This is a genomic window from Akkermansiaceae bacterium (genome assembly GCA_017798145.1).
GTDB lineage: Bacteria > Verrucomicrobiota > Verrucomicrobiia > Verrucomicrobiales > Akkermansiaceae > Luteolibacter.
The window spans coordinates 3,824,900-3,847,339 of the sequence record CP059069.1 but is presented as its reverse complement, the minus strand read 5'-3'; the positions used below and the strand labels follow the sequence as shown (position 1 = coordinate 3,847,339).

Here is a 22,440-nt window from a genome sequence, read left to right as displayed (position 1 = left end):
GCGCTTTGCGGTTGCAGCCGCGATCTCCCAATCGCGGTTCCCCCCCTACAGCCACGCCGCCACCCGCTCTGCGGCGCGGCGGTGGGTGCCGGGCTCGCCGAGTTTCGCGCTGATCTCGCCGAGCCGTGCCATGAGGGCTTCACGTTTCGCATCGTCCGTCAACATGTCGCGCACCCATGCGGAGACTTCCGGCGCAGCGGCATCCGCCTGGATGAATTCCTCCACCACCTTCTCGCCCGCAAGGATGTTCACGAGACCGATGTATTTGATCTTAACCAGCATTTTCCCGAGGCAGTAGGTCGTCCACGCCATCTTATATACCAGGCAGTAGGGCAGCTGGTAGGTCGCCGCCTCCAGCGTGGCGGTGCCGCTGGCAATGACCCCGCAGGCCGCGCGCTGCATCAGCGCATGGCTGCCCCCGGCGGTGAGAGTGATCCACTCCCCTGCCCCGGCCTCCGAGATCATGCCGCGCATCGTTTCCGCCAGCTTCGGGGTGGCTGCCGGGACGGAAAAAACAAGGTCACCCCTCCACTGGCGCAGTGCCGCGGCACTGGCTATCATCATCGGGAAAAGCTTGGCGATCTCGCGCTCCCGGCTGCCGGGGAAAAGCCCGATGAGATTTCCCTGCCGCCCGCCCGCGATGCGCTCCCCCGCAAGCTCGTCCACCAGCGGGTGGCCGACATGTGTGGTTTTCAGCCCGGCGTTTTCGAAGATGGGTTTTTCGAAAGGAAACAGGCAGAGCATTTCATCGAGGAGTTCCACCATCTTCGGGATGCGTTTCTTATTCCATGCCCAGACCTGCGGGCTGACGTAATAGACCTGTTTCGTATCCGGAAGCTCGCGCCGGATGGCGGCGGAGAAACGCAGGTTGAAGCCCGGATAATCCACCAGCAGCAGAGTGTCCGGCTTGAGCGCCTTGATCTCACAGAGCATTTCCGCGAAGCGCTCCTTGAACCAGCCATACCGCTTCAGGACCTCCACCACCCCCATCACCGCGGCATCCTCCACCCAGTCCCTCACAAGCCCCCCGGAAACCTCGCTCATTTGCGGCCCGCCGACGCCATGAATCTCTAGCCCCGGCGCAATGCCTTTCAGCTCCCGTAGCAAACCTGCCGCGTGCGCATCCCCACTCATTTCCCCTGCCACGACATAAATCCGCTTCACGCAGAAAAACCTACCCAATTCCACTCCCACGCTTCAATCTCCAATGCGGCACGATTGCGGCTCACCGAAATTTCCGCGAATAATGCCCCGGTCAGCCCCGTATCCAAACAGATGAAAACCTTCCTCTTCCTATTCGGCCTGGTAGCCGCTGGCATACTTGGTTATTCCTTCGAACCGGACATCTTCGAGTCCATCACCGGCAAGCGCCCCGAACGCAGGACCTTCGGGAGCGTGCCGTCCATCGTCGAGCCGACCCCTCCGGGCATCGATCCCTCCAAATTCCCCGCCGACAGGCTACCGGAGAAGGTTCTCCTCAAAGCGGATGCGGAGATCGCCGATCCGGCCTCGAACCTGAAGATGACGATCACCGCGGGCAACCGTGTGAACCTGCTGCGCCTGGACGGCCAGAGCATTGTCATCAGCCCGGGGGCCGGCCCCTTCGAAGGCACCGTGCCCATTTCCCAGACCGATCTCCTGGAGCAACTCGCGGCCATGCCAGAGCCCACCATGCCGGAGCTTGCCGCCAATACTCCCCCTGCCGAGCCTGTGATCCCTGCGCAACCTGTCACTCCTGAGCCAAACCCGGAGCCAAACCCGGAGCCAAACCCGGAGCCAAACCCGGAGCCAAACCCGGAGCCAAACCCGGAGCCAAACCCGGAGCCAAACCCGGAGCCCGTGCCAGAGCCAACGCCAGAGCCAACGCCCGAACCGGCACCCACTGCACCCACCGGCACCGTTGATGTGCTTGCAGTCATGCAGGCCAGCATCAAGGGCGGCGAGATCAAGGAATTCTCCTTCGACCAAGTGCTCGATTGGCAGGCTTCCGAAGAGCCGGAAACCATCGACGGCACCGAGTACCGCACCGGCATCGCCTCCTACAAGGCGGAGACCGTTTTCGGAGTCAAGACCATCCAGGCCAAGGCGCTCATCACGGACGGCAAGGTTGTCAAATGGCTCTGGCCCAAGAGCGGCATGGAGATCAAGTGAGCTCCATGTCTCCCCGCGAAGCCATACTCGCCCTCAACCTCCTGCCCTCCTTCGGGCCGGTGCGCATCACCCGCCTGCTTGAGCATTTCGGCGATGCGGAGAGCGTCCTTTCCGCCCCGGAAGGGAAATTGCAGCGCGTCGATGGGATCGGCCCGGAGACGGCGAAAATCATTTCCCGCTGGCAGGATCATGCCGATCCGGCGGCGGAGATCGCCGAGGCTGAAAGGCGTGGGATTTCCATCATCACCCGCGAGGACAACTCCTACCCAAAGCACCTGCTCCAGGCCTACGACGCCCCGATCCTGTTGTATGTATGGGGGGAAATCCTGCCGCGCGACAAACACGCGATCAGCATCGTCGGCTCCCGCCGCTCCACCAGCTACGGAATGGGCGCGACCAAGAAACTCACCTACCAGCTCGCCCATGCCGGCTTCACCATCGTCTCCGGCCTCGCCCGTGGCATCGACACCGCCGCCCACGAATCCGCCCTCGCCGCGAAGGGGCGCACCATCGCGGTGGTAGGCTCCGGACTTGCCCGGCTCTATCCGCCGGAAAACCTCGCCCTCGCGGAAAAAATCGCCGATGGAAACGGAGCGGTCATTTCCGAGTTCCCTCTCCACAAGGCACCCGACAAGCAGACCTTCCCCATGCGCAACCGCATCGTCGCCGCATGGTGCCAGGCGCTGCTCGTCACCGAGTGCCCCGCCTGGTCCGGCTCCCTCATCACCGCGAACCTCGCCTCCGAATACGGCAAGCCCATCTTCGCCGTCCCCGGCCCCATCGACAAGCCCTCCTCCGCCGGCTGCCACCAGCTCATCCGCGACGGCGCGACGCTGGTTGCGGACGCATCCCACATCATCGACGACATGGGTGAGCTTCCGTTTTCCTTCAAGAACGAAGCCCCGGAATCCGAACCCGCCCAACCCGAACTCCCACCAGGGGAAGCGGCCGTCCTCGACGCCATGCAGCCCGGAGAGGAATACGCGGTGGACAGCCTGATCCATGCATCCGGCCTGCCCTCATCCGCGGTCACCGCCGCGCTCTTCAAACTCGAGCTACGCCGCCTCGTCCGCCCGCTGCCGGGGTTCCGGTTCATCCGGAGATAGCCTCCCATGGAGAAGGACGCCTCCGGCTCCTTAGCAATGAATCGAGAGCGGTTCGCTCGGCTTCATAAAAAGGAGCCGGAGGCGTCCTTCTCCAAATTCCAGCCCCCCCAATTTCCACTTCCTCCTTGCATCCCCGGAAAATCCCTGCCTAGTCCCCTCCAGACAATCGACTTTCCAAAGAACCGACTTCCATGGGTAAAACACTGATCATCGCTGAAAAACCGTCCGTCATGAACGACCTCGCCAAGGCCTTGGCCAAGGCTCTTGGGAAATTCGACAAGGTCGGCTCCGGTCGCGATATCCACTACGAGAACGACAACGCGATCATCACCTCCGCCGTCGGACATCTCGTCGAGCTGCGCATGCCCATGGGGCCCAACGGCAAGAAACTGCCATGGAAGTTCGATGTCCTCCCCGCCATCCCCGATGCCTTCGACCTCGATCCGATCGAGCAATCCGAGCCGAAGCTGAAAAAAGTCCTCAAGCTGGCGAAACGCAAGGACGTCGATCTCATCGTCAATGCCTGCGACGCCGGCCGGGAAGGCGAGCTGATTTTCCGCTACATCATGGAGATCGGGAAGATCGACAAGCCGATGAAGCGCCTCTGGATGCAGTCGATGACCACCGGGGCCATCGTCGATGCCTGGGCAAACCTCCGCTCCGACGAGCAGATGCGCCCGCTGGCCGATGCCGCGAAGTGCCGCTCCGAATCCGATTGGCTCGTCGGCCTCAACGCCACCCGCGCCCTGACCTGTTTCAACTCCCGCCACGGCGGTTTCAACATCACCGCCGCAGGCCGCGTGCAGACACCGACCCTGGCCATCCTCGCCGCCCGCGAGCGGGAGATCCAGGCATTCAAGCCGGAGCCGTATTTCGAGGTCCATGCCACGATGAATGTAGCTGCGGGGGATTACCTCGGGAAATGGATCGATACGGGCTTCAGGAAATCGGAGGACAAGCCCCACGGCAAGGCCGAGCGCATCTGGGATCAGGGGCTCGCTCAGGCCATCACGGATCGCTGCAAGGGGAAATCCGCCGAGATTTCCGAGGAGAAAAAATCAAGCACCCAGATCGCGCCGCAGCTCTACGATCTCACAACCCTCCAGCGCGAAGCCCCGTTTTCCGCGAAAGGAACCCTTCAGATCGCCCAGGCGCTCTATGAAAAGCACAAGGTGCTCACCTATCCCCGGACGGACTCCCGCTACCTTCCCGAGGACTACGTCCAGAACGTAAAGGACACGCTCAAGCAAATCGGCAACAGCGACCTCGACGTCGCGAAATACGCCAAGGCCGTCCTTTCCGGAAAAGACGACAAGGGACCACGCCTCCACCAGTCGAAGCGGATTTTCAACACCGCGAAGGTTTCCGATCACTTCGCGATCATCCCCACCGGCACCATCGCCAAGCTCTCGGAGACGGAGCAGAAGGTCTATGACATGGTGGTCAAGCGTTTCATCGCGGTCTTCTACCCGCAGGCGGAGTTCGAGCAGACCACCCGACTTTCCACCATCACCACGGAAGGCGCGAAGGATGTTTTCAAAACCGAAGGCCGCGTGCTCGTCGTCCCCGGCTGGCTGGAGGTCTACGGCCGCAAGCCCGGCGTCGCCGCCGGAAAGGACGGCCTGGTCGGCATCAGCGCTGGTGAAAAAGCCAAGGCGGATCCCGTCGAGCTCATCCACGAGCAGACACGCCCGCCCGCCCGCTTCACCGAGTCCACCCTCCTCTCCGCGATGGAGGGCGCCGGAAAACTCCTGGTCAACGACGAGGAACTGCGCGAGGCGATGGCCGAGCGCGGCCTCGGCACACCCGCCACCCGTGCGGCGACCATCGAAGGCCTCATCGCCCAGAAGTATCTGCTGCGCGATGGCCGCGAGCTTCATGTCACCCCATCCGGCCTTCGCCTCATCGAGCTGGTCACGCAAATGGACATCGAGGGTCTCCATTCGCCCAAGCTCACCGGCGATTGGGAATACAAACTCCGCCAGATGGAACACGGCCAGCTCAAGCGACCCGATTTCATGCGCGAGATCATCGCCTACACGAACGAGATCGTTGCCAAGGCGCACGGCCTCGCCGAGGAGGCGAAGAACAAGAAATTCCCCGACGTCGAGGTCGAGCATCCCGTCCACGGCACCCTCGTCCTCCGCCAGACGGACGCCACCTACGAGTCCCGCGATCCGGAACTGCCGATCAAGATCAAGAAACACATCGCCGGCCGCCTGCTCACCGAGGACGAGCTGCGCACCCTCATGAAAAATGGCGTGGTCGGCCCGCTCCAGGGCTTCAAGTCGAAGTTCAACAAGCCGTTTGATGCCTCCCTCCAGATCGACGAGAAATTCAAGACCGCCTTCCTCTTCGAGGGCGATGACGACAAGGCTCCCGATCTCACCGAAGAGATGCTCATCGGCACTGCCGAGACACCCGACGGCAAGAAGCACAAGGTCTTCGCCAGCGACAAGGCCTACTACGTGCCCGACATCGTGACCAAGAAGGATCCGCACGGGATCCGTATCGGAAAAACCATCCTCCAGCGGGAGATTCCGGACGATCAGGCGCTCAAGCTCATTTCCACAGGCAAGACCGACCTGCTCAACGGCTTCGTCTCGAACCGCACCAAGCGCAAGTTCGATGCCTTCCTGACCTTTGATGCGGACACCGCCAAGATCGGCTTCGATTTCCCGCCGCGCCCCGCGAAGAAGGCGGCCACCAAGAAGGCGGACGAGGACTGACCGCTCACCCCAGCCGTTTCTTGAAGCGCAGGAAGTAATCCTCGAAGTGACGCTTCGAAAGCCCGGCCAACAGGATGGTGATGCCGAAGGACAATGCGTAGAAAACCAGCGTGTCGATCAGCGGGTGGATGCTCATCGTTTTCAGAAGCTCCATCACGATGGTGACGACAAGCAGATGGTACATGTAGATCCCGTAGGAAATGTCCCCCAGGAAATTCGCGGCGCCGGAGTCCAGCCAGCGCGATTTCCTGTTGGTCAGGGCGAGGCACAGCAACAGGGCGGCGAAGAGGGTGCTTTCGATCATCGAGAAGAATCCGTTGCGGGTGCGGAACTCAATCCATGGCGCGGCGTCCGTGAAGGGGTTCACCAACAGCAGGATCGCCAGGCCGGCAAGCAGCCATGGCAGGATGGTGAGACGGGCCAGGATCTTTTTCAGCAGCGTCCCGTGGTGGAAAAGCAGATGCGCCGCAATGGCTCCGGCAGCCATGCTCTGGAACTCCAGGATGCGGACCAGATAGCCGATGACAGGCGGGAATCCCAACAGCCCGTCTGCGGAAATGAGCGCTAGCTTCACGGCGATGACCGTAAGGAACATGGCCATCAGCCGCTTCCCGAACCACAGGAAAAGCGGCGCCCAAATGAGATAGAAAACCTCCTCCACCCCGATCGACCACAGTGGCTGCAGGAGGTGCGGACCATGGAAAAATGTCACCAGGCCCGGAAAGAAAAACAGGAAGTGGTGCCACGTTTCCCCCCACGTGTAGGGGAGCCGGTACCCAAGTCCCAGCATTTCGATCGCCCACGGCTGGAGGAACACCCCGACGAAGACCATGAGGAAATACAGCGGCCAGATGCGGTACACCCGCTTCAGGTAAAAGCGGCCTATGTGGACGGTGCCCGTCTGGCGCTCCTCCTTGAGCAGCAGGTAGGTGATCAGGAAGCCGCTGAGGACGAAGAAAAAGCTCACGGCCGTAGAGCCGTTCTGGAACAGGCCTAGGCCTTTGAGATTGAAGAGCCCGGCCTGCACCCGCAGCGACTCCGCATGGTGCACCAGCACGAGGGACGCCGCCAGGAAGCGCAAAGCATTGAAGCGGGTGAAGTGCCTGATATCCCGGTAGTCCATTTCAGATCTTGCGGGGAAACGCTCAGTATTTCCTCCACAGCTGGGGGACGAAAAGGACGAGGAGCGCGAACAGCTCAAGGCGCCCCAGGATCATCACCCAGCCGAGGAAAACCTTGGTCGGCTCGCGCAGATCCGCGAAGTTCATGGACGGCCCCACCGCACCGAAGCCGGGGCCTATGCTGGAGATGGTGGCCAGCACGGCTCCCGCGCAGCTTTCCAGGCTGATCCCCGTGCCGGCCTCCAGGAAGCCGACGACAGCGGTCGCGGCGATGCAGATCATCAGGTACAGGGTGATGAAAAACATGATGCGGGCGCGGGCGGAATCGTCGATGGTGTTTCCGTTCACCACGATGCGGAACACCTGGCTGGGACGGAAGGTCTTGATGATCTCGTTGCGCGCGGACTTCGCGAACACGATGAGCCGCCCCACCTTGAAGCCGCCCGCCGTGGAGCCGGCGCATCCGCCGACAAGCATCAGGCAGGCGATGAGCACTTTCGCCCATGTCGGCCACTGGTCGTAGTCCGCCGTGCCGAAGCCCGTGGTCGAGGCGATGCTGACCACGATGAACGCCGCCTCCCGGATGCTTGTGAGAGGGTGGATGCCGTCGTTGTAGCAGCGGCCAGCGGCGATGAGCGTGGCAACGAGGATGCAGATCCCCAGAAACCAGCGGGCATCCTCCTCGCGTATGACACGCTTCCAGTTGTTGCGCAGCACCACGATGAAGAGCAGGAAATTCAGGCTGCCCAAGGCCATGAAAACGATCAGCCACAGCTCGATGAGCCATGAGTTCCCCCATTCCGCGTAATAGCCTATGCTGGCGGTGTGGGGGCTGAGGCCGCCGGTGGAAATGGTGGTGAAGGCATGGCAGGTGGCGTTGTACCAGGACAGCCCCATCGCGCGCAGCCCGACGAGGCAGGCAAGCACAAGGCCCATGTAGATGCGGAGCAATAGGGTTGCGGTGTCCTGGATGCGGGCGAGGCCCAGATCGCCGCTGCGGAAGGAGGACTCGTTGTGGAAAAGTGATTTCGACGATACCCCGATGTAGGAGAGCAGGGCGACGAAGAGGACAAGGATGCCGATCCCACCGAGCAGCTGTGTGGTGGCTCGCCACAGAAGGATGCCGCGCGGCCATTCCTCGATGACGGTCATCACCGAGGAGCCGGTGGTGGTGAAGCCGGAGGCCGACTCGAAGAACGCCCCGGCCGGGCTGAGATACGGCGGGCATAGTAGGTAAGGCAGCCCACCGAGAACGCTGCACAGGATCCATCCCAGCCCGACGATCACGATCGCCTCCCGCTTGGGGATGGTGTCGTGCCGGGTTTTCGTGATGCCCGGGATGATCGCCAGCAGGCCGATGCCGCCGGTGATGGCGGCGGAGAGGAACAGCATGGATGCCGCCTCCGCATCGCCAGCCACGACATCGAACTTCGCGAAAAAACCGCAGGCGATCATAGCAACGGCCTCCAGCGTGAGCAGCAGGCCGAGGATGCGCGCGATCAGGTAGAAATTCATGTCAGGCGGAGAGGAGCTTCAGGAATGCCTTTTTGGCCTCCTTGGAAACCATGGCATAGAGGTGGTCCCCGCCCAGCAGCACCTCATCGGGTCCCGGAACCTCCGCGTGCAGGCCGCGCAGCTTGCCGACGAGCACCGTGCCCGGCGGCCACTGGATTTCCTTGACCATGTGGCCGGCTGCGATGGAGCCCTTGCCAACCCGCAGCTCGACGAGATCCACCCCGTCGAATTTCTTGAGGATGTGGTGGGAGTCCGTGGTGATGAAACGCTGGATCTCACGGCGGGTGGCCTCACGCGGGCTGATCGCGGCGCGGATGCCGAAGTGGTGGCCGCTGGCGGAAATGGCCGCCGCGTAATCCGCGCGGTGGATGATGGTCAGGCAGTTTTTCACTCCCAGAGTGTGCGCCTGCAGGCAGGACATCACGTTGTCCTCATCGTCCGTGCTGGTGCTGATGAAGAAATCCACCTCACCGATCTGCTCTTCCTCCAGCTCCGCGGAAACCGTGGCATCGCCGTGGATGATGGTCGCGTTGGTTAGCCTGTCGGCCAGCCCCGCGCAGATCTCCCCGTCGCGCTCGAAGACACGAACCGTGCAGTCGATGCTCTCGAGCATTTGCGCCAACGAGAAGCCGTATTCGTTCCCGCCGAAGATCACGACGCGGAGCTTCTCGGAACCCTTGCGTTTTCCCTGAAGCCTCTCCGCAAAGCCGCGCAGCTTCCTCGGCTCTCCGAAGACCGTCACCAGATCCCCCTCCTCGATGCTTGAGTCCGCCTGCGGCACATGGGATTTCCCGCCCCGCGTGATCATAGCGATGCGTACGCCTTGCGGAGTGCCTAGATCCCGCAGTGCGGTGTGGAGCGCCTGGGAGGACTTGCCCACGAGGATCTGCTGAAGCTCGATGCGACCGCGAGCCAGCTCCTCGACAACCAGCGAATCCGGATTGCGGACAAACTTCGCAAGCTCGATGGCCGTCAGGCGCTCCGAGCTGAAGATATGATCGACCCCGAAGTGCCCGCGGAAATCGAAGAGCCATTCCTCCCGCTGGAGGCTGGGATGCACGCGGCTGACAACCTTCGGCACCCCCATGCTCTTTGCCATCGAGGCGGACATCATGTTGGTCGTGTTCGAGGAGGACATCGCCAAAAACAGCTCGCACTCGCCCACATCCGCATCGGCGAGGTCGCTGACGCTGGTGCCATCGCCGTGGATCACCTTCGCATCCAGGGCGGCCTCCAGTTCCTCGGCGAGCTCCTTGTCCGCCTCAATCAGGGAAATCCTGTGTGCCTCCTTGGCCAGGGAGGTGGCCAGGTGCCTGCCGATCTCCCCGGCGCCTACGATGATGATGTTCATGGGGGTGGATTGCGGCTCGTGGCCGCGCCCCTTCTACCCGCTGCACCCACATGCCGCAATCCCAACGTTTCCATCGGCCTCCAAGGTTTTCCCGCCCGCTCTTGGAACTATGTGGCCGATCCGCTATTTTCTCCCTCGGAAAACCCGCCCTGCCGATGTATAACCGCCCCATGCATAAAGCCATCGTCACCCATTTCGATGAGATCGAGCCGACCGAATGCCCCTGCGGCACCACCCGCCGCGCCTTCGCCGTCCCGGAAAACCCCACCGCCACGATCCATCTCGTGGACATTTCCGTGGATGCAAAAACCCATTACCACAAGAAGCTCACCGAGATCTACCTGATCCTGGAAGGCGAGGGCCACATGGAGCTGGACGGCGAGCTTATCCCCGTCCGGCCGATGAGCACCATCTTCATCCCCCCGGGTGTCCGCCACCGAGCCATCGGGAAAATGAGGATCGTCAACATCCCCGTCCCAGCCTTCGATCCCCACGACGAGTGGTTCGACTGATGATCCCCCACCCTTGACCACCGCCGCCCCTGCGGTTACGCACGGCTCATGGAAAACGATCTCTCGCTCGCCACCGAGGCAGCCCTTGAAGCCGGAAAACTGCTGCGCAGTCATTTCGGGAAATCCCTCGTCGTCGATGAGGCACACCACCACGACATCAAGCTCGCCCTCGACAAGGAGTCCCAGGATCTCATCACCAGGATTCTCCTCGGCGCACGCCCGGCCGATGCGCTCTACGGAGAGGAAGGCATCGCCGGCAACCAGGATTCCGGCCGCCAGTGGATCGTCGATCCCATCGACGGCACGGTGAACTATTTCTACGGCATACCCCATTTCTGCATCTCCATCGCCCTGCGCATCGATGACGAGGTCGTCCTCGGCGTGATCCACGATCCCATGGTCGGCGAGACGTGGAGCATCGAGAAAGGCGGGGTGCCCATGCTCAACGGCGAGCCGGTCAAGGTCAGCACCCGCGAGAAACTGGAGGAGTCCGTCCTCTTCGTCGGATGCGGCAAGGATACCGAGGCGCTGACCACCGGGATCGAGCGTTTCCGCAAGGCCTCGCTGCGCGCCCGCAAGATGCGAATGATGGGCTCCGCCGCTCTCGGCATGGCCTACATCTGCTGCGGTCGGCTGGATGCCTACGTCGAGTCCACCATTTCCCTCTGGGACATCGCGGCCGGCAAGCTCCTCGTCGAGGCGGCAGGCGGCACCGTCACCCTCACCCAGAAACCCGGCAAAGCCGATTCCTGGTCCATCGTCGCCACCAACGGCAAGATCCCCATCGAGGAAATCCTATGATCGGCATCGGCTACGACGTCCACCGCTTCGCGCAAAACCGCCCGCTCATCCTTGGGGGTGTCGAGATCCCGCACAGCCATGGCCTCGACGGCCACTCGGATGCGGATGTCCTCTGCCACGCCATCGCCGATGCCGTGTTAGGGGCCATGGGCAAACCCGACATCGGCCACTATTTCCCGCCGGGTGAGGATTTCTGCAAGGACATCTCCTCCCTCAGAATCCTGGAAAAATGCCGGGAGCTTCTCAAAGAGGAAAAGCTTTCCCTGATGAACATCGACTCCACCCTCATCGCCGAGGCACCGAAAATCCTGCCACACCGCGAGGCGATGCAAAGGAACATAGGCCATGCGCTCGGCATTCCGCCGCAGCGTGTCGGCATCAAGGCCACCACCAACGAGACCATGGGCTTCGTCGGGCGCAAGGAAGGCATCGCGGCCATGGCGGTGGCGATGGTCGCGCAATCCTATTCCGGGGGGGCTGCGTAGGCGAACCGGTAGTACATGTTCTCTGCGCCCGGAGTGAGCGGAACGGTCATTTCCAGCACACCGGAGGCGGGGGCGGTAAGTGCGGTGGACGTCCACTTCACGAGATCTGGGGAAGCCTGAAAAAAATATCCGACGTTCGGAACGCCCGAGGAACGTAGCGTCACGCGGCTGGTGCCTTCCTGTTCGGAGAAAAGCATGCTTTCGTTTTCCACCGGAAGGATGACAAGACCAAGGGAGCCATCGGCGTTGAATGGGTTGGAGAATTTCTCGTCCTCATAGATGGAGCTGCCGGTGAGGGTTTCGAGGAAATCGACGAGATCCGCCTTTTGCTGGTTCGTCAGGTTGAGGCGCTGCGGCTGGCGGTTGTTCGGCGGCCCAGTGGCGAGGCGGTTGTCGAGGCCGGGCACGACGGCGGGGATGGCGTTGTAGTGGTTGATGACGGAGAGCAGGGTGGGTAGGGATGCATCATGCATGAATCCGCCGTGGGGCGTCCCGCCCGCGGAGACCAGATCGCGGAGGCTGGGGGAGCGGGTGTTGGTGAAATCCGTGCCGCCGCCTATCCTTGTCACGACCCCGTTGTTGCCGGAGTTCGGGTCGATATCGAATTCCGGCGGCCTGTGGCAGCCCGCGCAACCGGCACCACCCTGGTTCGGTGGGGTGAGGAAAAGCTGTTTCCCGGCGTTCTCGTTTGCGGTGAAGTTCGTGAATGGCTGGCCGTCATTCCTAACAGCCCGGCCGGCGTCATATTTGCTATCGAAGGACTGGAGGCTGCGGACGAACTGGGCGATGGCCTTGCCGATGCGTTCTTCGTTGATCGTCGGATCGACGAACACGCCTTTGAAGAGCACCTGGTATGCCTCGATGGCGGAGAGCTTCTCGACCAGCTCTTCAAAGGATGGATCGCCGTTTGTCCCGCTGAAGCCCATCTCAATATGATCCTGGATGGGTTGTGTGGCCTGCGCCTCGGTGCTCGCGGCACGCTCGTCCCAGAAGAATTTCCGCTCGGTGGAGAAGCGGGCGTTGACCAGGCGCATGGAGTGGCGGCCGGTGCTGCCAGCCACCCCGAGGCTGGCCGTCGCGGTGTCACCGAAGCCGTTTTCCTGGCGGTGGCAGGAGGAACAGGAAATCGTATCGTTGCGAGACAGGCGTTTGTCATAGAAAAGCACGCGCCCGAGGGTTGCGCCAAGGTCTGTGATCGCGTTGTCGGCGGGCGTGTTGTCCTTGGTGATGTAGCCCGGCACCAGCTGGGTCGCGTAGTTCGGCGGGTTGGTGAGGTCGATTGTTTTTTCCTGCGCGTTTGCGGTCAGGGCGGTTATCGGGATCAGGATCAGGGTTTTCACGGTGAGACCAGCATTGCCACTGCGTGTTAACGCCTTGTTTTGCATGGCATGCGGAATTGTAAGGATTTTGTGAGGATGCCTGCCGTCATGCCGGGCTGCGCAAGGTCTCCCGGAGCCTGATCCGGTATCTCCTCGGCGTGATGCCTTCCTGTTCGCGGAAGCGTTTCCCGAAATCGCTGGCATCGTAAAAACCGGCGCGCGCCGCGATGTGGGAGAGTGGCAGGTCGGTTCGGGCAAGCAGATCCTTGGCCGTCTCCAGACGGTGCCTGAGCACATAGCGGCGCGGCGATCTGCCCATGATGCCGCGGAATACGCGATTGAACTGGCTTTCAGAGTAGTTGCAGGCGGCGGCGAGCTCGGCCGTTGCCAGTGTGCCGGGCTCATCGCCGTGGATGAGTTTCAGCGCCGGCTCTATCCTCGCGAAGGGTTCCGTGACCCCGGCTGCGCCGGAAATCTCATACATCACCCCGGCCACGCCGATGACCTTGCCATCCGTGTCCCGCACCGGCGTCTTGCGCGAGACCCACCAGCGCAGGACTCCTTTCGCACCGGGAACCATCCAGGTGCGGCTTGGCGAGGGCAAGCCGGTTTCCATGACCTCCCTGTCTTCCTCCCGGTAACGGTCTGCAATCCCCGCCTCGTGGAGATCCCGATCGGTCAGCCCCATCGCACCGCCGGGCTCCAGCCCATGGAATTGCTCGAATCGGCGGTTGCAGCGGATGAAAACGCCATCCACATCCTTCATGTAGAAAACAAGCATGGGCAAGTCCTCGAAAAGGACAGCAAGGCAGTTTTCCGGGTGGCCTTTCTTATCCATGTATGCGCGGATCATACCAGAAATTGCCGCTTTATCCATGGAAAATCCTAGCCGCCTTGTCGTATCTTACCATCCTGATGCGTTTCCCCATTTCCATTTCACTTGCCCTGCTGAGTGCGGTCTCGGCGGCGGAAAAGGTCGATTTCACCACCCAGATTCAGCCGATCTTTTCGCAGAACTGCTACGCCTGCCATGGCCCGGACGAGGCGACGGTGGAGGGCGGGCTGCGGCTGGATGTCCGTGATCTGGCTTTGAAGGGCGGGGACAGCGGCAAGGCCATCGTGCCGGGCGATGCCGGAGCCTCGCTGATCCTGGAGCGCATCACCCATTCCGATCCCGATGAGGTCATGCCTCCCCCGGACAAGAAAAAGCGACTCAAGCCGGAGCAGGTCGCGCTGATCCGCCAATGGATCGACGAGGGCGCGGAGTGGGGCGTTCACTGGGCGTTCCTACCTGCGGAGCGACCACCCATCCCCACCGTGAAAGATAGCGCCTGGGTGAAAAACCCCATCGACCATTTCATCCTCTCCAAGCTCGAGGCCGAGGACGTGAAACCCTCACCACCCGCCGACCCCGCGACTTTCCTACGCCGCCTTTCCCTGGACCTGACAGGCCTGCCACCGACGCTCGGGGAGCTTTCCGCAACCGCAAACGACCATGCGGAGCGCCTCATCGCCAGCCCTCATTTCGGCGAGCGCTGGGCGCGCGAGTGGCTGGATGCCGCGCGATACGCGGACTCCGCGGGCTACGAGAAAGACCTCCCTCGCTACCACCACTTCTACCGCGATTGGGTGGTCTCCGCGATGAACTCCAACATGCCCTACGACGAGTTCGTGGTGAAGCAGATCGCCGGAGACCTCCTCCCGGATGCCACCCAGGACGACCGCATCGCCACCGGCTTCCTGCGCAACTCCATGACCAACGAAGAGGGCGGCGCCAAGCCGGAGCAGTTCCGCATCGAGGGCATCTTCGACCGCATCGACGCGATCGGGAAATCCATGCTCGGCCTCACCGCGCAGTGCGCCCAGTGCCACACCCACAAATACGATCCGCTCACCCACGACGAATACTTCGGCATGTATGCCTTCCTCAACGGCATCGAGGAAACCTCCATACCAGCCGTCACGCCTTCCGAAAAAATCACGACCGATGCCATCCTCGCGGAGATCTCCGCCATCGACGAAGGCATACTCAAGTCCTCACCCGATGTGGAAGTCGCCTTCGCGAAATGGCAGCGGGAAATGCTCGCCCTGCCACGCACCGAATGGCACGCACTGGAGCTCTATCAGCTCGGCGATTCCGGCCAGAAATACCTACCGCAGCCTGACAAATCCGTCATCAACATGGGTTACGCGAACACCCGCGGCACCGAGGTGTTCACCTCCTCGCTCGAGATCCCGGAAATCCGCTCCGCCCGCCTGGAGGTGATGAACGATCCCTACCTGCCGATGAACGGCCCCGGCCGCTCCACGCGGGGCACCGGTGCCCTCACCGAGTTCGTGCTGCGGGCCGGAACCGATCCCGAGAAGGTCGAGCAACTCAAGTTCACCAACGCGGTCGCCAGCGTGAACCCGAAGGTCAAGCCCGTCGATCACATCGCCCACCCCACGGATGCGAAACGCCAGCCCGACAACCGCACCACGGGGCCGGCTTCCCTCGCATTGGACAACGACCTGGAAACCTCCTGGACGCACGAGCGCGACCCCGCCCGCAACAACGACCCGGCGGTACTGACCTTCGAGCTTGAGAAACCATTCGAAACCGGCGGCACCGCCCATTTCAAATACAACCTCGTCCAACGTGCCGGCGGCTTCAACTCCGACGACAACCAGACCTTCAACCTCGGCCGCATCCGCTTGTCCGTGGCCGCCACCTTGCCAAACGCCCTTGACCAACTGCCACCTCTCGTCTCCCAGGCACTCCTAACAGAACCGGCGGAACGCACCACGGAGCAGGAGCGCCGCCTCTTCGCCCACTGGCGTGAGAACAACCCGGCCTACGCCGCCGAGACCTCGGGCATCGAGACGCTTTATGCAAAGGTTCCGGCGCCCACCTGGGCGCTCGTCGCTGCGGAGACCAAGCAGAAACGCGAGACCCGCCTTTTCGAACGCGGCGAGCAGACGCATCCCATGCATGTCGTGAGGCCCCACGTCCCCGCCTTTCTCCACCCGCTCCCGCCCGGCGATCCCGAGTCGCGCCTTACCTTCGCGAAATGGCTTGTCGATCCGAAATCCCCTGTCGCCGCCCGCGTCATGGTGAACCGCATCTGGCAGGCATATTTCGGCACGGGCATCCTGGAAACCTCGGAAGACTTCGGCCACCAGGCCGCCGCGCCCTCGCATCCGGACCTTCTGGATTGGCTCGCCGTGGAGTTCATGGAAAGCGGCTGGGACATGAAGCACATCCACCGCCTCATCGTCACCAGCGCCACCTACCGCCAGTCCTCCGTGATGAGCCCCGCCATGCGCGGCCGCGATCCGAAGAACCGTCTGCTCGCCCACGGCCCGCGGCTCCGCGTCCCTGCGGAAACGGTGCGCGACATCCAGCTCGCCAGCTCCGGGCTGCTGGACAAATCGCTCGGCGGGCGCAGCGTGTTCCCGCCCGCGCCAGGCTACCTTTTCGAGCGCCCCGTCTCCTACGGGCCCAAGACGTGGTTCATCGAGGAGGACTCGAACCGCTACCGCCGCGCCCTCTACACCTTCCGCTTCCGCTCGGTTCCTTACCCCATGCTCGTCACCTTCGACGCCCCGCCCGGAGCCGTCTCCTGCGTGCGGCGCAACATCTCCACCACGCCCCTACAGGCGCTCGTCACCCTCAACGAACAGGTCTCACTTGAGGCCGCGCTCGGGCTCGCCCACCTGATCCTCACCGACACCGGCACGCTGCCGGAAAGGATCAGCCGCGCCTTCGTCCGTTGCACCTCCCGCAAACCCGACGCCGAGGAAACCGCCGCCCTCGCCACTGTGTATGAAACCGCCCTCACCGCCGATCCGGAGCAGGTGAAAGTTTTCCTCGAAAGCTACCAACCCGTCACCCTCGACCTCTCCGCCCACCCGCTCCCCGAGCTTTCCGCCGCCACCGCCGTCGCCCGCGTCCTGCTTAACCTCGACGAAACGATCACCAAGAACTAACTCCCAACCTTCAATTTCCAACAACCAGGGAAGAGCTCCGGACTCCCGCCTCTTCCACTGATCACTGATCACTCGGCACTAGCCACTTAATATCATGCTCCCATCCTCCACCCTCACCGACACCCAGCGCTCCTTCTCCCGCCGCTGGTTCCTAAAAGACTGCGGCCTTGGCCTTGGCTCGGTTGCGCTCACCTCGCTGATGGGGAAAACCTCCGCCGCTTCCGTCCTAACAGATCCGCACACTCCACGCCCACCGCATTTTCCTGCGAAGGCGAAGAACGTGATCTTCCTCTACATGGGCGGCGCGCCCAGCCACCTGGACCTCTTCGATAACAAGCCCGTCCTCCGCGAGCTGGACGGCACCGTCCCGCCCGCCGAGCTTTTGAAAGGCTACCGCTCCGCCTTCATCCGCCCGGACAACAAGCTGCTCGGCTCCAAGTTCCCCTTCAAGCGATACGGGAAATGCGGCATGGAAATGGCGGATATCCTCCCCCACATCGGCGGCTGCGCGGATGACATTTCCCTGATCCGCTCCATGCACACGGATGCGTTCAACCACGCCCCCGCACAGATCCTCATGGCCACCGGCTCCCAGCAATTCGGGCGTCCCTCGCTTGGCTCCTGGGTCTCCTACGGCCTCGGCTCGGAAAACAACAACCTGCCCGCCTTCGTCGTCATGTCCTCCGGCTTCAAGGGTCCCTCCGGCGGCAACGCGAACTGGTCTTCCGGTTTCCTCCCCAGCGTCCACGACGGGGTCACTTTCAACTCCATCGGAGAACCCGTCCTTTACCTCTCCAACCCCAAAGGCATTTCCCGCGCCCAACAGCGCCAGACCATCGATGCGGTGAACCTCCTCAATCACAAGCGCTTCGAATCGATCGGCGATCCGGAGATCAACTCCCGCGTCGCTGCCTTCGAAATGGCCTTTCGGATGCAAGACGTCGCTCCTGAGGTCACAGACATTTCCCTAGAGCCGGAGCATATCCGGGAAATGTACGGCGCAAAACCCGGCCAACGCTCCTTTGCCAACAACTGCCTGCTCGCCCGCCGCCTCGTCGAGCGCGGCGTCCGCTTCGTCGAGCTTTTCCACGAATCATGGGATCAGCACGGCAACCTCACCGGCGACCTGAAAAAGAACTGCCTCGCCGTGGATCAGGCCTGCGCCGCCCTCATCAAGGATCTCAAGCAACGCGGCCTGCTGGATGAAACCCTCATCGTCTGGGGCGGCGAGTTCGGTCGCACCCCCATGCTCCAGGGCGGCAACGACGGCCGCGACCACCATCCCAACGCCTTCACCATGTGGATGGCCGGCGGCGGCGTGAAAGGCGGCATGGAACTCGGCAAGACCGACGACCTAGGCTTCAACGCCATCGAGGACAAAGTCCACGTCCACGACCTCAACGCCACTATACTCCACCTCCTTGGCTTCGATCACACCCAGCTCACCTACCGTGCCCAAGGCCGGGATTTTCGGCTTACGGATGTGCACGGGAACGTTGTGAGGAAGGTGCTGGCGTAAGGGAACTATCCGATCCGCCCCTTTTCGTTTGCCTCATGGGAAATGCGGTTGCTAGGCTACGCATGCCTTGGATGGAAAGTTGTCCCCGCGTTGCCATGAAAGCCCTCCTTATCCTGTTCCTTGTTTCCGGCTGCCTGGGTGCCGCCGGTGTGTTCGAAATGAGCGAGAAGGAGTTGCGCGAGAAAGCCGATAAGGATCCCGAGGCGATGACCGAGCTGGCGTGGCGGGTTTACAGCGGGAAGATCACTCCCTTCGACCACAAGTTCATTTTCGAAACGTTCACGAAGGCGGCGGAAGCGGGTTCCGCGCGGGCGGAGACGGGGCTCGGGCTTTGCCACAAGGAGGCGATCCATGTGAAGCCTTCCATTGGCAAGGCCATTCCGCATTTCCAGAAGGCCGTGGAAATGGGGAATCCGCAAGGCATGGTCGAGCTGGGGATCTGCTGGATTTACGGAGATGGAATGCCGGTGAAAGACACCGCGAAAGGGATGGCGCTTTTGAAAAGGGCGGCTGACATGGGGCATCCGAACGGCAAGGTGCAGTATGCGAATTACACCCTCAAGGGACTGGGCGATGAAAGCCAGAGGGACGCGTCGCTGGCGTTGCTCAAGGACTTCGCCGACAACAAGGGCCACGCTCGGGCGGCGTTTTTCATGGGTCACTATTACAAGGGCAATGAGATGATGAGAGGCGAGAAGAAGCCCGAGTTGGCCAGGAAATATTTCCTCAAGGCGGCGGAAGGGGGCGATAAGGTGGCGATGTATCAGATGGGCCTGGACGAGATCGCCATCGCCTGGAAGCCGGGCACGCCTGCGGCGAAGCAGATGGAGGCGAAGCGCAAGGGCGTGATGTGGTACCGGAAGGCGATGGCGCTCAACCACATGGAGGCTAAGCTAAAGCTTTCCAAGGTGCTGAGCAGGGAGAAAAGCCTGAGACTGGAGGGCGAGAACTGGTATGCCTACCTCGTCGAGGAGGCGGACAAGGGCTATCTGCTCGCGCTCAAGGAACTCGGGGACATCAACTACCATGCGCCGGGATATGCGTTCCGGGATCTCGATTGGAAACTCTCGGCGGAGTGCCGGGAAAAGATCATTGCGATGAGCAGCAGGCAGATGGAGGACGGGAGGTGGTCGCTCAACGATGAGGGGCACCGCGCGCTCATAACTCTCATGGAAATCTATTTCGAGGGAGGGCTCGGCCAGGACAGGGATATTCCGAGGTGCATGGAACTCGCCCAGCGGTACGCTTATATGAGTTTCGACGCGTTGCGCTACGCCGGGCAGATCCTGCTGCATCCCGAGGCTCCGCTGGGTAAGACGCGCGAGCATTTCATCCGCGGATACGCGTGCCTGCTCCAAGCCCGGCGGATCAGCCCCACGCACATGAGCGAGGATACGCTCTTCGTCTTGCGAAGCCGCCACGGGCTCACCCGCGATGAAGTCGCAAAAGCCGAGGCGCTTGTCGCCGAGCGCTTTCTCAACGGCCTGACACCGATCCTACCATGAAAGTTTCATTCACCCATCTCTGGGCGGCACTCGCCGTCGTGACTTTTTCCAACGTTTCCCTTGCGGAGGAGGAACCCGCGTTCGGCGACAAGCCCAGCAACAGTGAGTCTGTCGAACTCGCCCGTAGCGCCTGGACGGTTTACCGGGATGAGGGTATGGATGCCGCGTTGCGATTTCTCGACACCGACGGGCGCGCCTACATCAGGAAAAGCGATGCGCTGGCCAGATTCGATTTTTTCTCCATGCTCAACAGCCTCGCGCTATTCTCCAAGGAACGTGAGGATCCGGTGTGGAGTGCGGGCGTGGTCGGCTGGATCTACCGCTACGGGCGTTTCGAAGGGGAAAACTACTGGTACCGCAACATGGTCCCGGAGATGTATCAGGTGCATGTTTCCGCCGGGCGCTATGGTGCGGCCAGGGAGGTGATCAACTACGAAATGACGCGCCTCTCGATGGACGGCAGGACTGAGGTGGAAATTTCCCGTTTCAAGGTTCTGAGACCCCTGATGGAGGATTTCCCCGGTGTGATGCTCCGGAGGCCTCATACGGAGATCGTCAACTGGCGGAACATGGATTTCCTCGCTTCTGTCGCCGCGCTGGATCTCGCCGAGGGCAAATGGGCGCGCGCGCTGGAGGAGTGCTCCGTGGCGCAGGATCACGCGGTGGGAAACATCCGCTGGCACGCCGAGCGGCCGACTCTGCAAGACTCCGAGGTGGTGATTGACCAACTGACCGCGCTCTGGAGGAAGGGCTGCGATGTCGAGGCGGAGGTGTGGGATTTCCTGGGACTGCCGGAACTGGAGATGAAGTCGCACACGGAGGTCGCGCAATACCGCGCGAAGAAGGGCTGGGATCAGCATTACGTGCTCTTCGCGGAGTGCCAGGCGGCGCATCTCGGCTTTGTTCTCGGGAAAAAGGATGCATCCGTGGTGGCGGATCTCAATGCGCTCCAGGCGGAGCTGAAAGGGACGAAGCGGGTTTTGCCGGATGATTTGAAAAACGTTTCCCTGCTCATCGCGGATATCCATCTGCGCAGCGGGAATGCGGAGCCGGGCTGGCAGATCATCAACGGCATGCGGAAGGATCCCGCCGTTTCCGCGAACATGAAATTCCGCGCGGATCGCGAATGGTGCCGCCACCGCGTCCGCACCGGCGCGCTGGAGGAAGTGGAACCGGCGTTGCTCGCGCTGTTGGAGACGGCGCGCTCCGGCGGGATCAAGCGGGAGGAGATCGACCTCTACCGGATCTACTCGGATTTCCTCATCGCATCCGGCCGATACGAGGACGCGCTGCGCATCCAGAACGAGCTGTTGCGCCTGCTGCGCGCGTTCAATGTGTATCCCCGCATCCCCGAGGCTTTGTACGGTCTCGCAAAGATCCGTGCGTTGATGGGGCAGAAACTTTCCGCCGAGGAGGCGCTCGCGGAAGCCAGCGAGAAATTGGATGCTGCGAAAATTCCCGCTGCATCCGCCGCGAGGATCCGCGCCACGATTTCCACGCCTCTCCCCGCAGCGGAAAAAGAGGATGATGCGAAACCGCGCATCGACCTCCAGCCGCGCCGCTCGATGATGGTGCCGCTGGCCGGATTGCCATCGCGTGGGCTCTTCTCACTCACGAATCCCTCCGGTGCCTACGAGTCCGGCAATCTCACCCTCACCGGCCCGGGGCTCTCCGCCCGGCACGATGCGGATGCCGGGCAGCTCTTCGTGCAGCTGGGCACGACAGGCGGACAGCCGCGTCTGGTGCAGCCGCTCACACTCGCCCCGGGATCGACGGTGCTGGTGGATTTCCTTCTCGATGCGGCCAAATCCGATGCGGCGCAAACGGTGGAAATTTCCTGGCAGCCGAACGGCGGTGGCGCGGAGCAGAAGGCGGTCTGGAGCACGGACAAACCGGAGGCGGGTGTTTCCATGGCGGTCACCGATGCATCCGAATATCTCGATAACCCGTTCTACCTGATCCCCGTCTATCATCTCATCCAATATCAGGATGATTTCGAGCAGGCTGTGGATTTCCGGGTTGTGGCCTCGCAGCCGACCCGCGTGGAAATGTACGACCAGGGAGAGCAAATGGTGTTTGTGGATGCGGAGGGCGATGGCTCGTTCGCATCGGAAGGCGATTCCATCAGCCAGGATCTCAACCGCAACGGCGAACCGGATCTGCGGCTCGAAGCATCCGGAAAGGAAAGGAGATTCATGCTCTTCGTGAGACCTGTCGCCGAGTTGAAAGCCAAAGATCTCGACCTTGAGATACAGGTGAAGATTCAGGGCGAGTGGCAGACCTATTCCACGGATCGCATCGTTGGCGCGAAATGAAGGGATGCGTTGAAGGTTTTGCCAAGCTGGTGCGTGTTGCGG

At 62.1% G+C, this 22,440-nt stretch carries 16 protein-coding genes; 10 read left to right on the top strand and 6 right to left on the bottom strand.

What is annotated here, in order from left to right; all coding sequences use genetic code 11:
- Positions 1-45 precede the first annotated feature (45 nt).
- Complete coding sequence (gene lpxB, locus HZ994_16535) at positions 46-1,134, bottom strand: lipid-A-disaccharide synthase (protein QTN33850.1); 1,089 nt, start codon at positions 1,132-1,134, stop codon at positions 46-48.
- 141 nt (positions 1,135-1,275) lie between these two features.
- On the opposite strand from lpxB, the gene HZ994_16530 reads away from it, so the two are divergent.
- The 3 genes from HZ994_16530 (at position 1,276) to HZ994_16520 (ending at position 5,986) form a co-directional block, all read left to right on the top strand.
- The gene (locus HZ994_16530; GenBank protein QTN33849.1) at positions 1,276-2,151 is read left to right on the top strand and encodes a hypothetical protein; all 876 of its coding nucleotides are present in this window, start codon (positions 1,276-1,278) and stop codon (positions 2,149-2,151) included.
- Positions 2,152-2,156: 5 nt separating this feature from the next.
- Positions 2,157-3,257: a DNA-protecting protein DprA gene (gene dprA / locus HZ994_16525; protein ID QTN33848.1), complete on the top strand. Its 1,101-nt coding sequence runs from the start codon at positions 2,157-2,159 to the stop codon at positions 3,255-3,257.
- 191 nt (positions 3,258-3,448) lie between these two features.
- On the top strand, positions 3,449-5,986 hold the full coding sequence (locus HZ994_16520) for a topoisomerase C-terminal repeat-containing protein (GenBank protein QTN33847.1): 2,538 nt from the start codon (positions 3,449-3,451) through the stop codon (positions 5,984-5,986).
- A gap of 4 nt (positions 5,987-5,990) precedes the next feature.
- Here HZ994_16520 and HZ994_16515 read toward each other — a convergent pair whose 3' ends face one another.
- Genes HZ994_16515 through trkA form a run of 3 tightly spaced genes read right to left on the bottom strand, consistent with a single transcriptional unit; the run spans position 5,991 to position 9,973 of the window.
- Positions 5,991-7,109 carry an acyltransferase gene (locus tag HZ994_16515; GenBank protein ID QTN33846.1) on the bottom strand — a complete coding sequence of 373 codons (1,119 nt, stop codon included), beginning with the start codon at positions 7,107-7,109 and terminating at the stop codon, positions 5,991-5,993.
- A gap of 22 nt (positions 7,110-7,131) precedes the next feature.
- Entirely contained in the window at positions 7,132-8,622 is a 1,491-nt protein-coding gene (locus HZ994_16510) for a TrkH family potassium uptake protein (protein ID QTN33845.1), read from the bottom strand.
- A 1-nt stretch (position 8,623) separates the two neighbouring features.
- Entirely contained in the window at positions 8,624-9,973 is a 1,350-nt protein-coding gene (trkA, locus tag HZ994_16505) for a Trk system potassium transporter TrkA (GenBank protein QTN33844.1), read from the bottom strand.
- Between the two features lie 170 nt (positions 9,974-10,143).
- Between trkA and HZ994_16500 the strand changes: the two genes are divergently transcribed.
- Genes HZ994_16500 through HZ994_16490 form a run of 3 tightly spaced genes read left to right on the top strand, consistent with a single transcriptional unit; the run spans position 10,144 to position 11,771 of the window.
- Positions 10,144-10,485, top strand: a complete 342-nt coding sequence (locus HZ994_16500; protein ID QTN33843.1) for a cupin domain-containing protein — start codon at positions 10,144-10,146, stop codon at positions 10,483-10,485.
- A 48-nt stretch (positions 10,486-10,533) separates the two neighbouring features.
- The gene (locus HZ994_16495; GenBank protein QTN33842.1) at positions 10,534-11,286 is read left to right on the top strand and encodes an inositol monophosphatase; all 753 of its coding nucleotides are present in this window, start codon (positions 10,534-10,536) and stop codon (positions 11,284-11,286) included.
- Entirely contained in the window at positions 11,283-11,771 is a 489-nt protein-coding gene (locus HZ994_16490) for a 2-C-methyl-D-erythritol 2,4-cyclodiphosphate synthase (protein QTN33841.1), read from the top strand. The genes HZ994_16495 and HZ994_16490 overlap by 4 nt, the downstream gene beginning before the upstream one ends.
- Here HZ994_16490 and HZ994_16485 read toward each other — a convergent pair.
- Together HZ994_16485 and HZ994_16480 are read right to left on the bottom strand one after the other, a co-directional pair.
- Entirely contained in the window at positions 11,750-13,111 is a 1,362-nt protein-coding gene (locus tag HZ994_16485) for a cytochrome-c peroxidase (protein ID QTN33840.1), read from the bottom strand. The two genes, HZ994_16490 and HZ994_16485, sit on opposite strands and share 22 nt — an antisense overlap.
- 85 nt (positions 13,112-13,196) lie before the next feature.
- Complete coding sequence (locus HZ994_16480; protein ID QTN33839.1) at positions 13,197-13,943, bottom strand: helix-turn-helix domain-containing protein; 747 nt, start codon at positions 13,941-13,943, stop codon at positions 13,197-13,199.
- Between the two features lie 59 nt (positions 13,944-14,002).
- On the opposite strand from HZ994_16480, the gene HZ994_16475 reads away from it, so the two are divergent.
- The 4 genes from HZ994_16475 (at position 14,003) to HZ994_16460 (ending at position 22,398) form a co-directional block, all read left to right on the top strand.
- Positions 14,003-17,059, top strand: coding sequence for a DUF1553 domain-containing protein (locus tag HZ994_16475; protein ID QTN34428.1), 3,057 nt, complete (start codon positions 14,003-14,005; stop codon positions 17,057-17,059).
- A 94-nt stretch (positions 17,060-17,153) separates the two neighbouring features.
- On the top strand, positions 17,154-18,578 hold the full coding sequence (locus HZ994_16470; protein QTN33838.1) for a DUF1501 domain-containing protein: 1,425 nt from the start codon (positions 17,154-17,156) through the stop codon (positions 18,576-18,578).
- A gap of 95 nt (positions 18,579-18,673) precedes the next feature.
- Entirely contained in the window at positions 18,674-20,083 is a 1,410-nt protein-coding gene (locus tag HZ994_16465; GenBank protein QTN33837.1) for a sel1 repeat family protein, read from the top strand.
- Positions 20,080-22,398: a hypothetical protein gene (locus HZ994_16460; GenBank protein QTN33836.1), complete on the top strand. Its 2,319-nt coding sequence runs from the start codon at positions 20,080-20,082 to the stop codon at positions 22,396-22,398. Before HZ994_16465 ends, HZ994_16460 begins: the two co-directional genes overlap by 4 nt.
- The last annotated feature ends 42 nt before the right edge of the window (positions 22,399-22,440 follow it).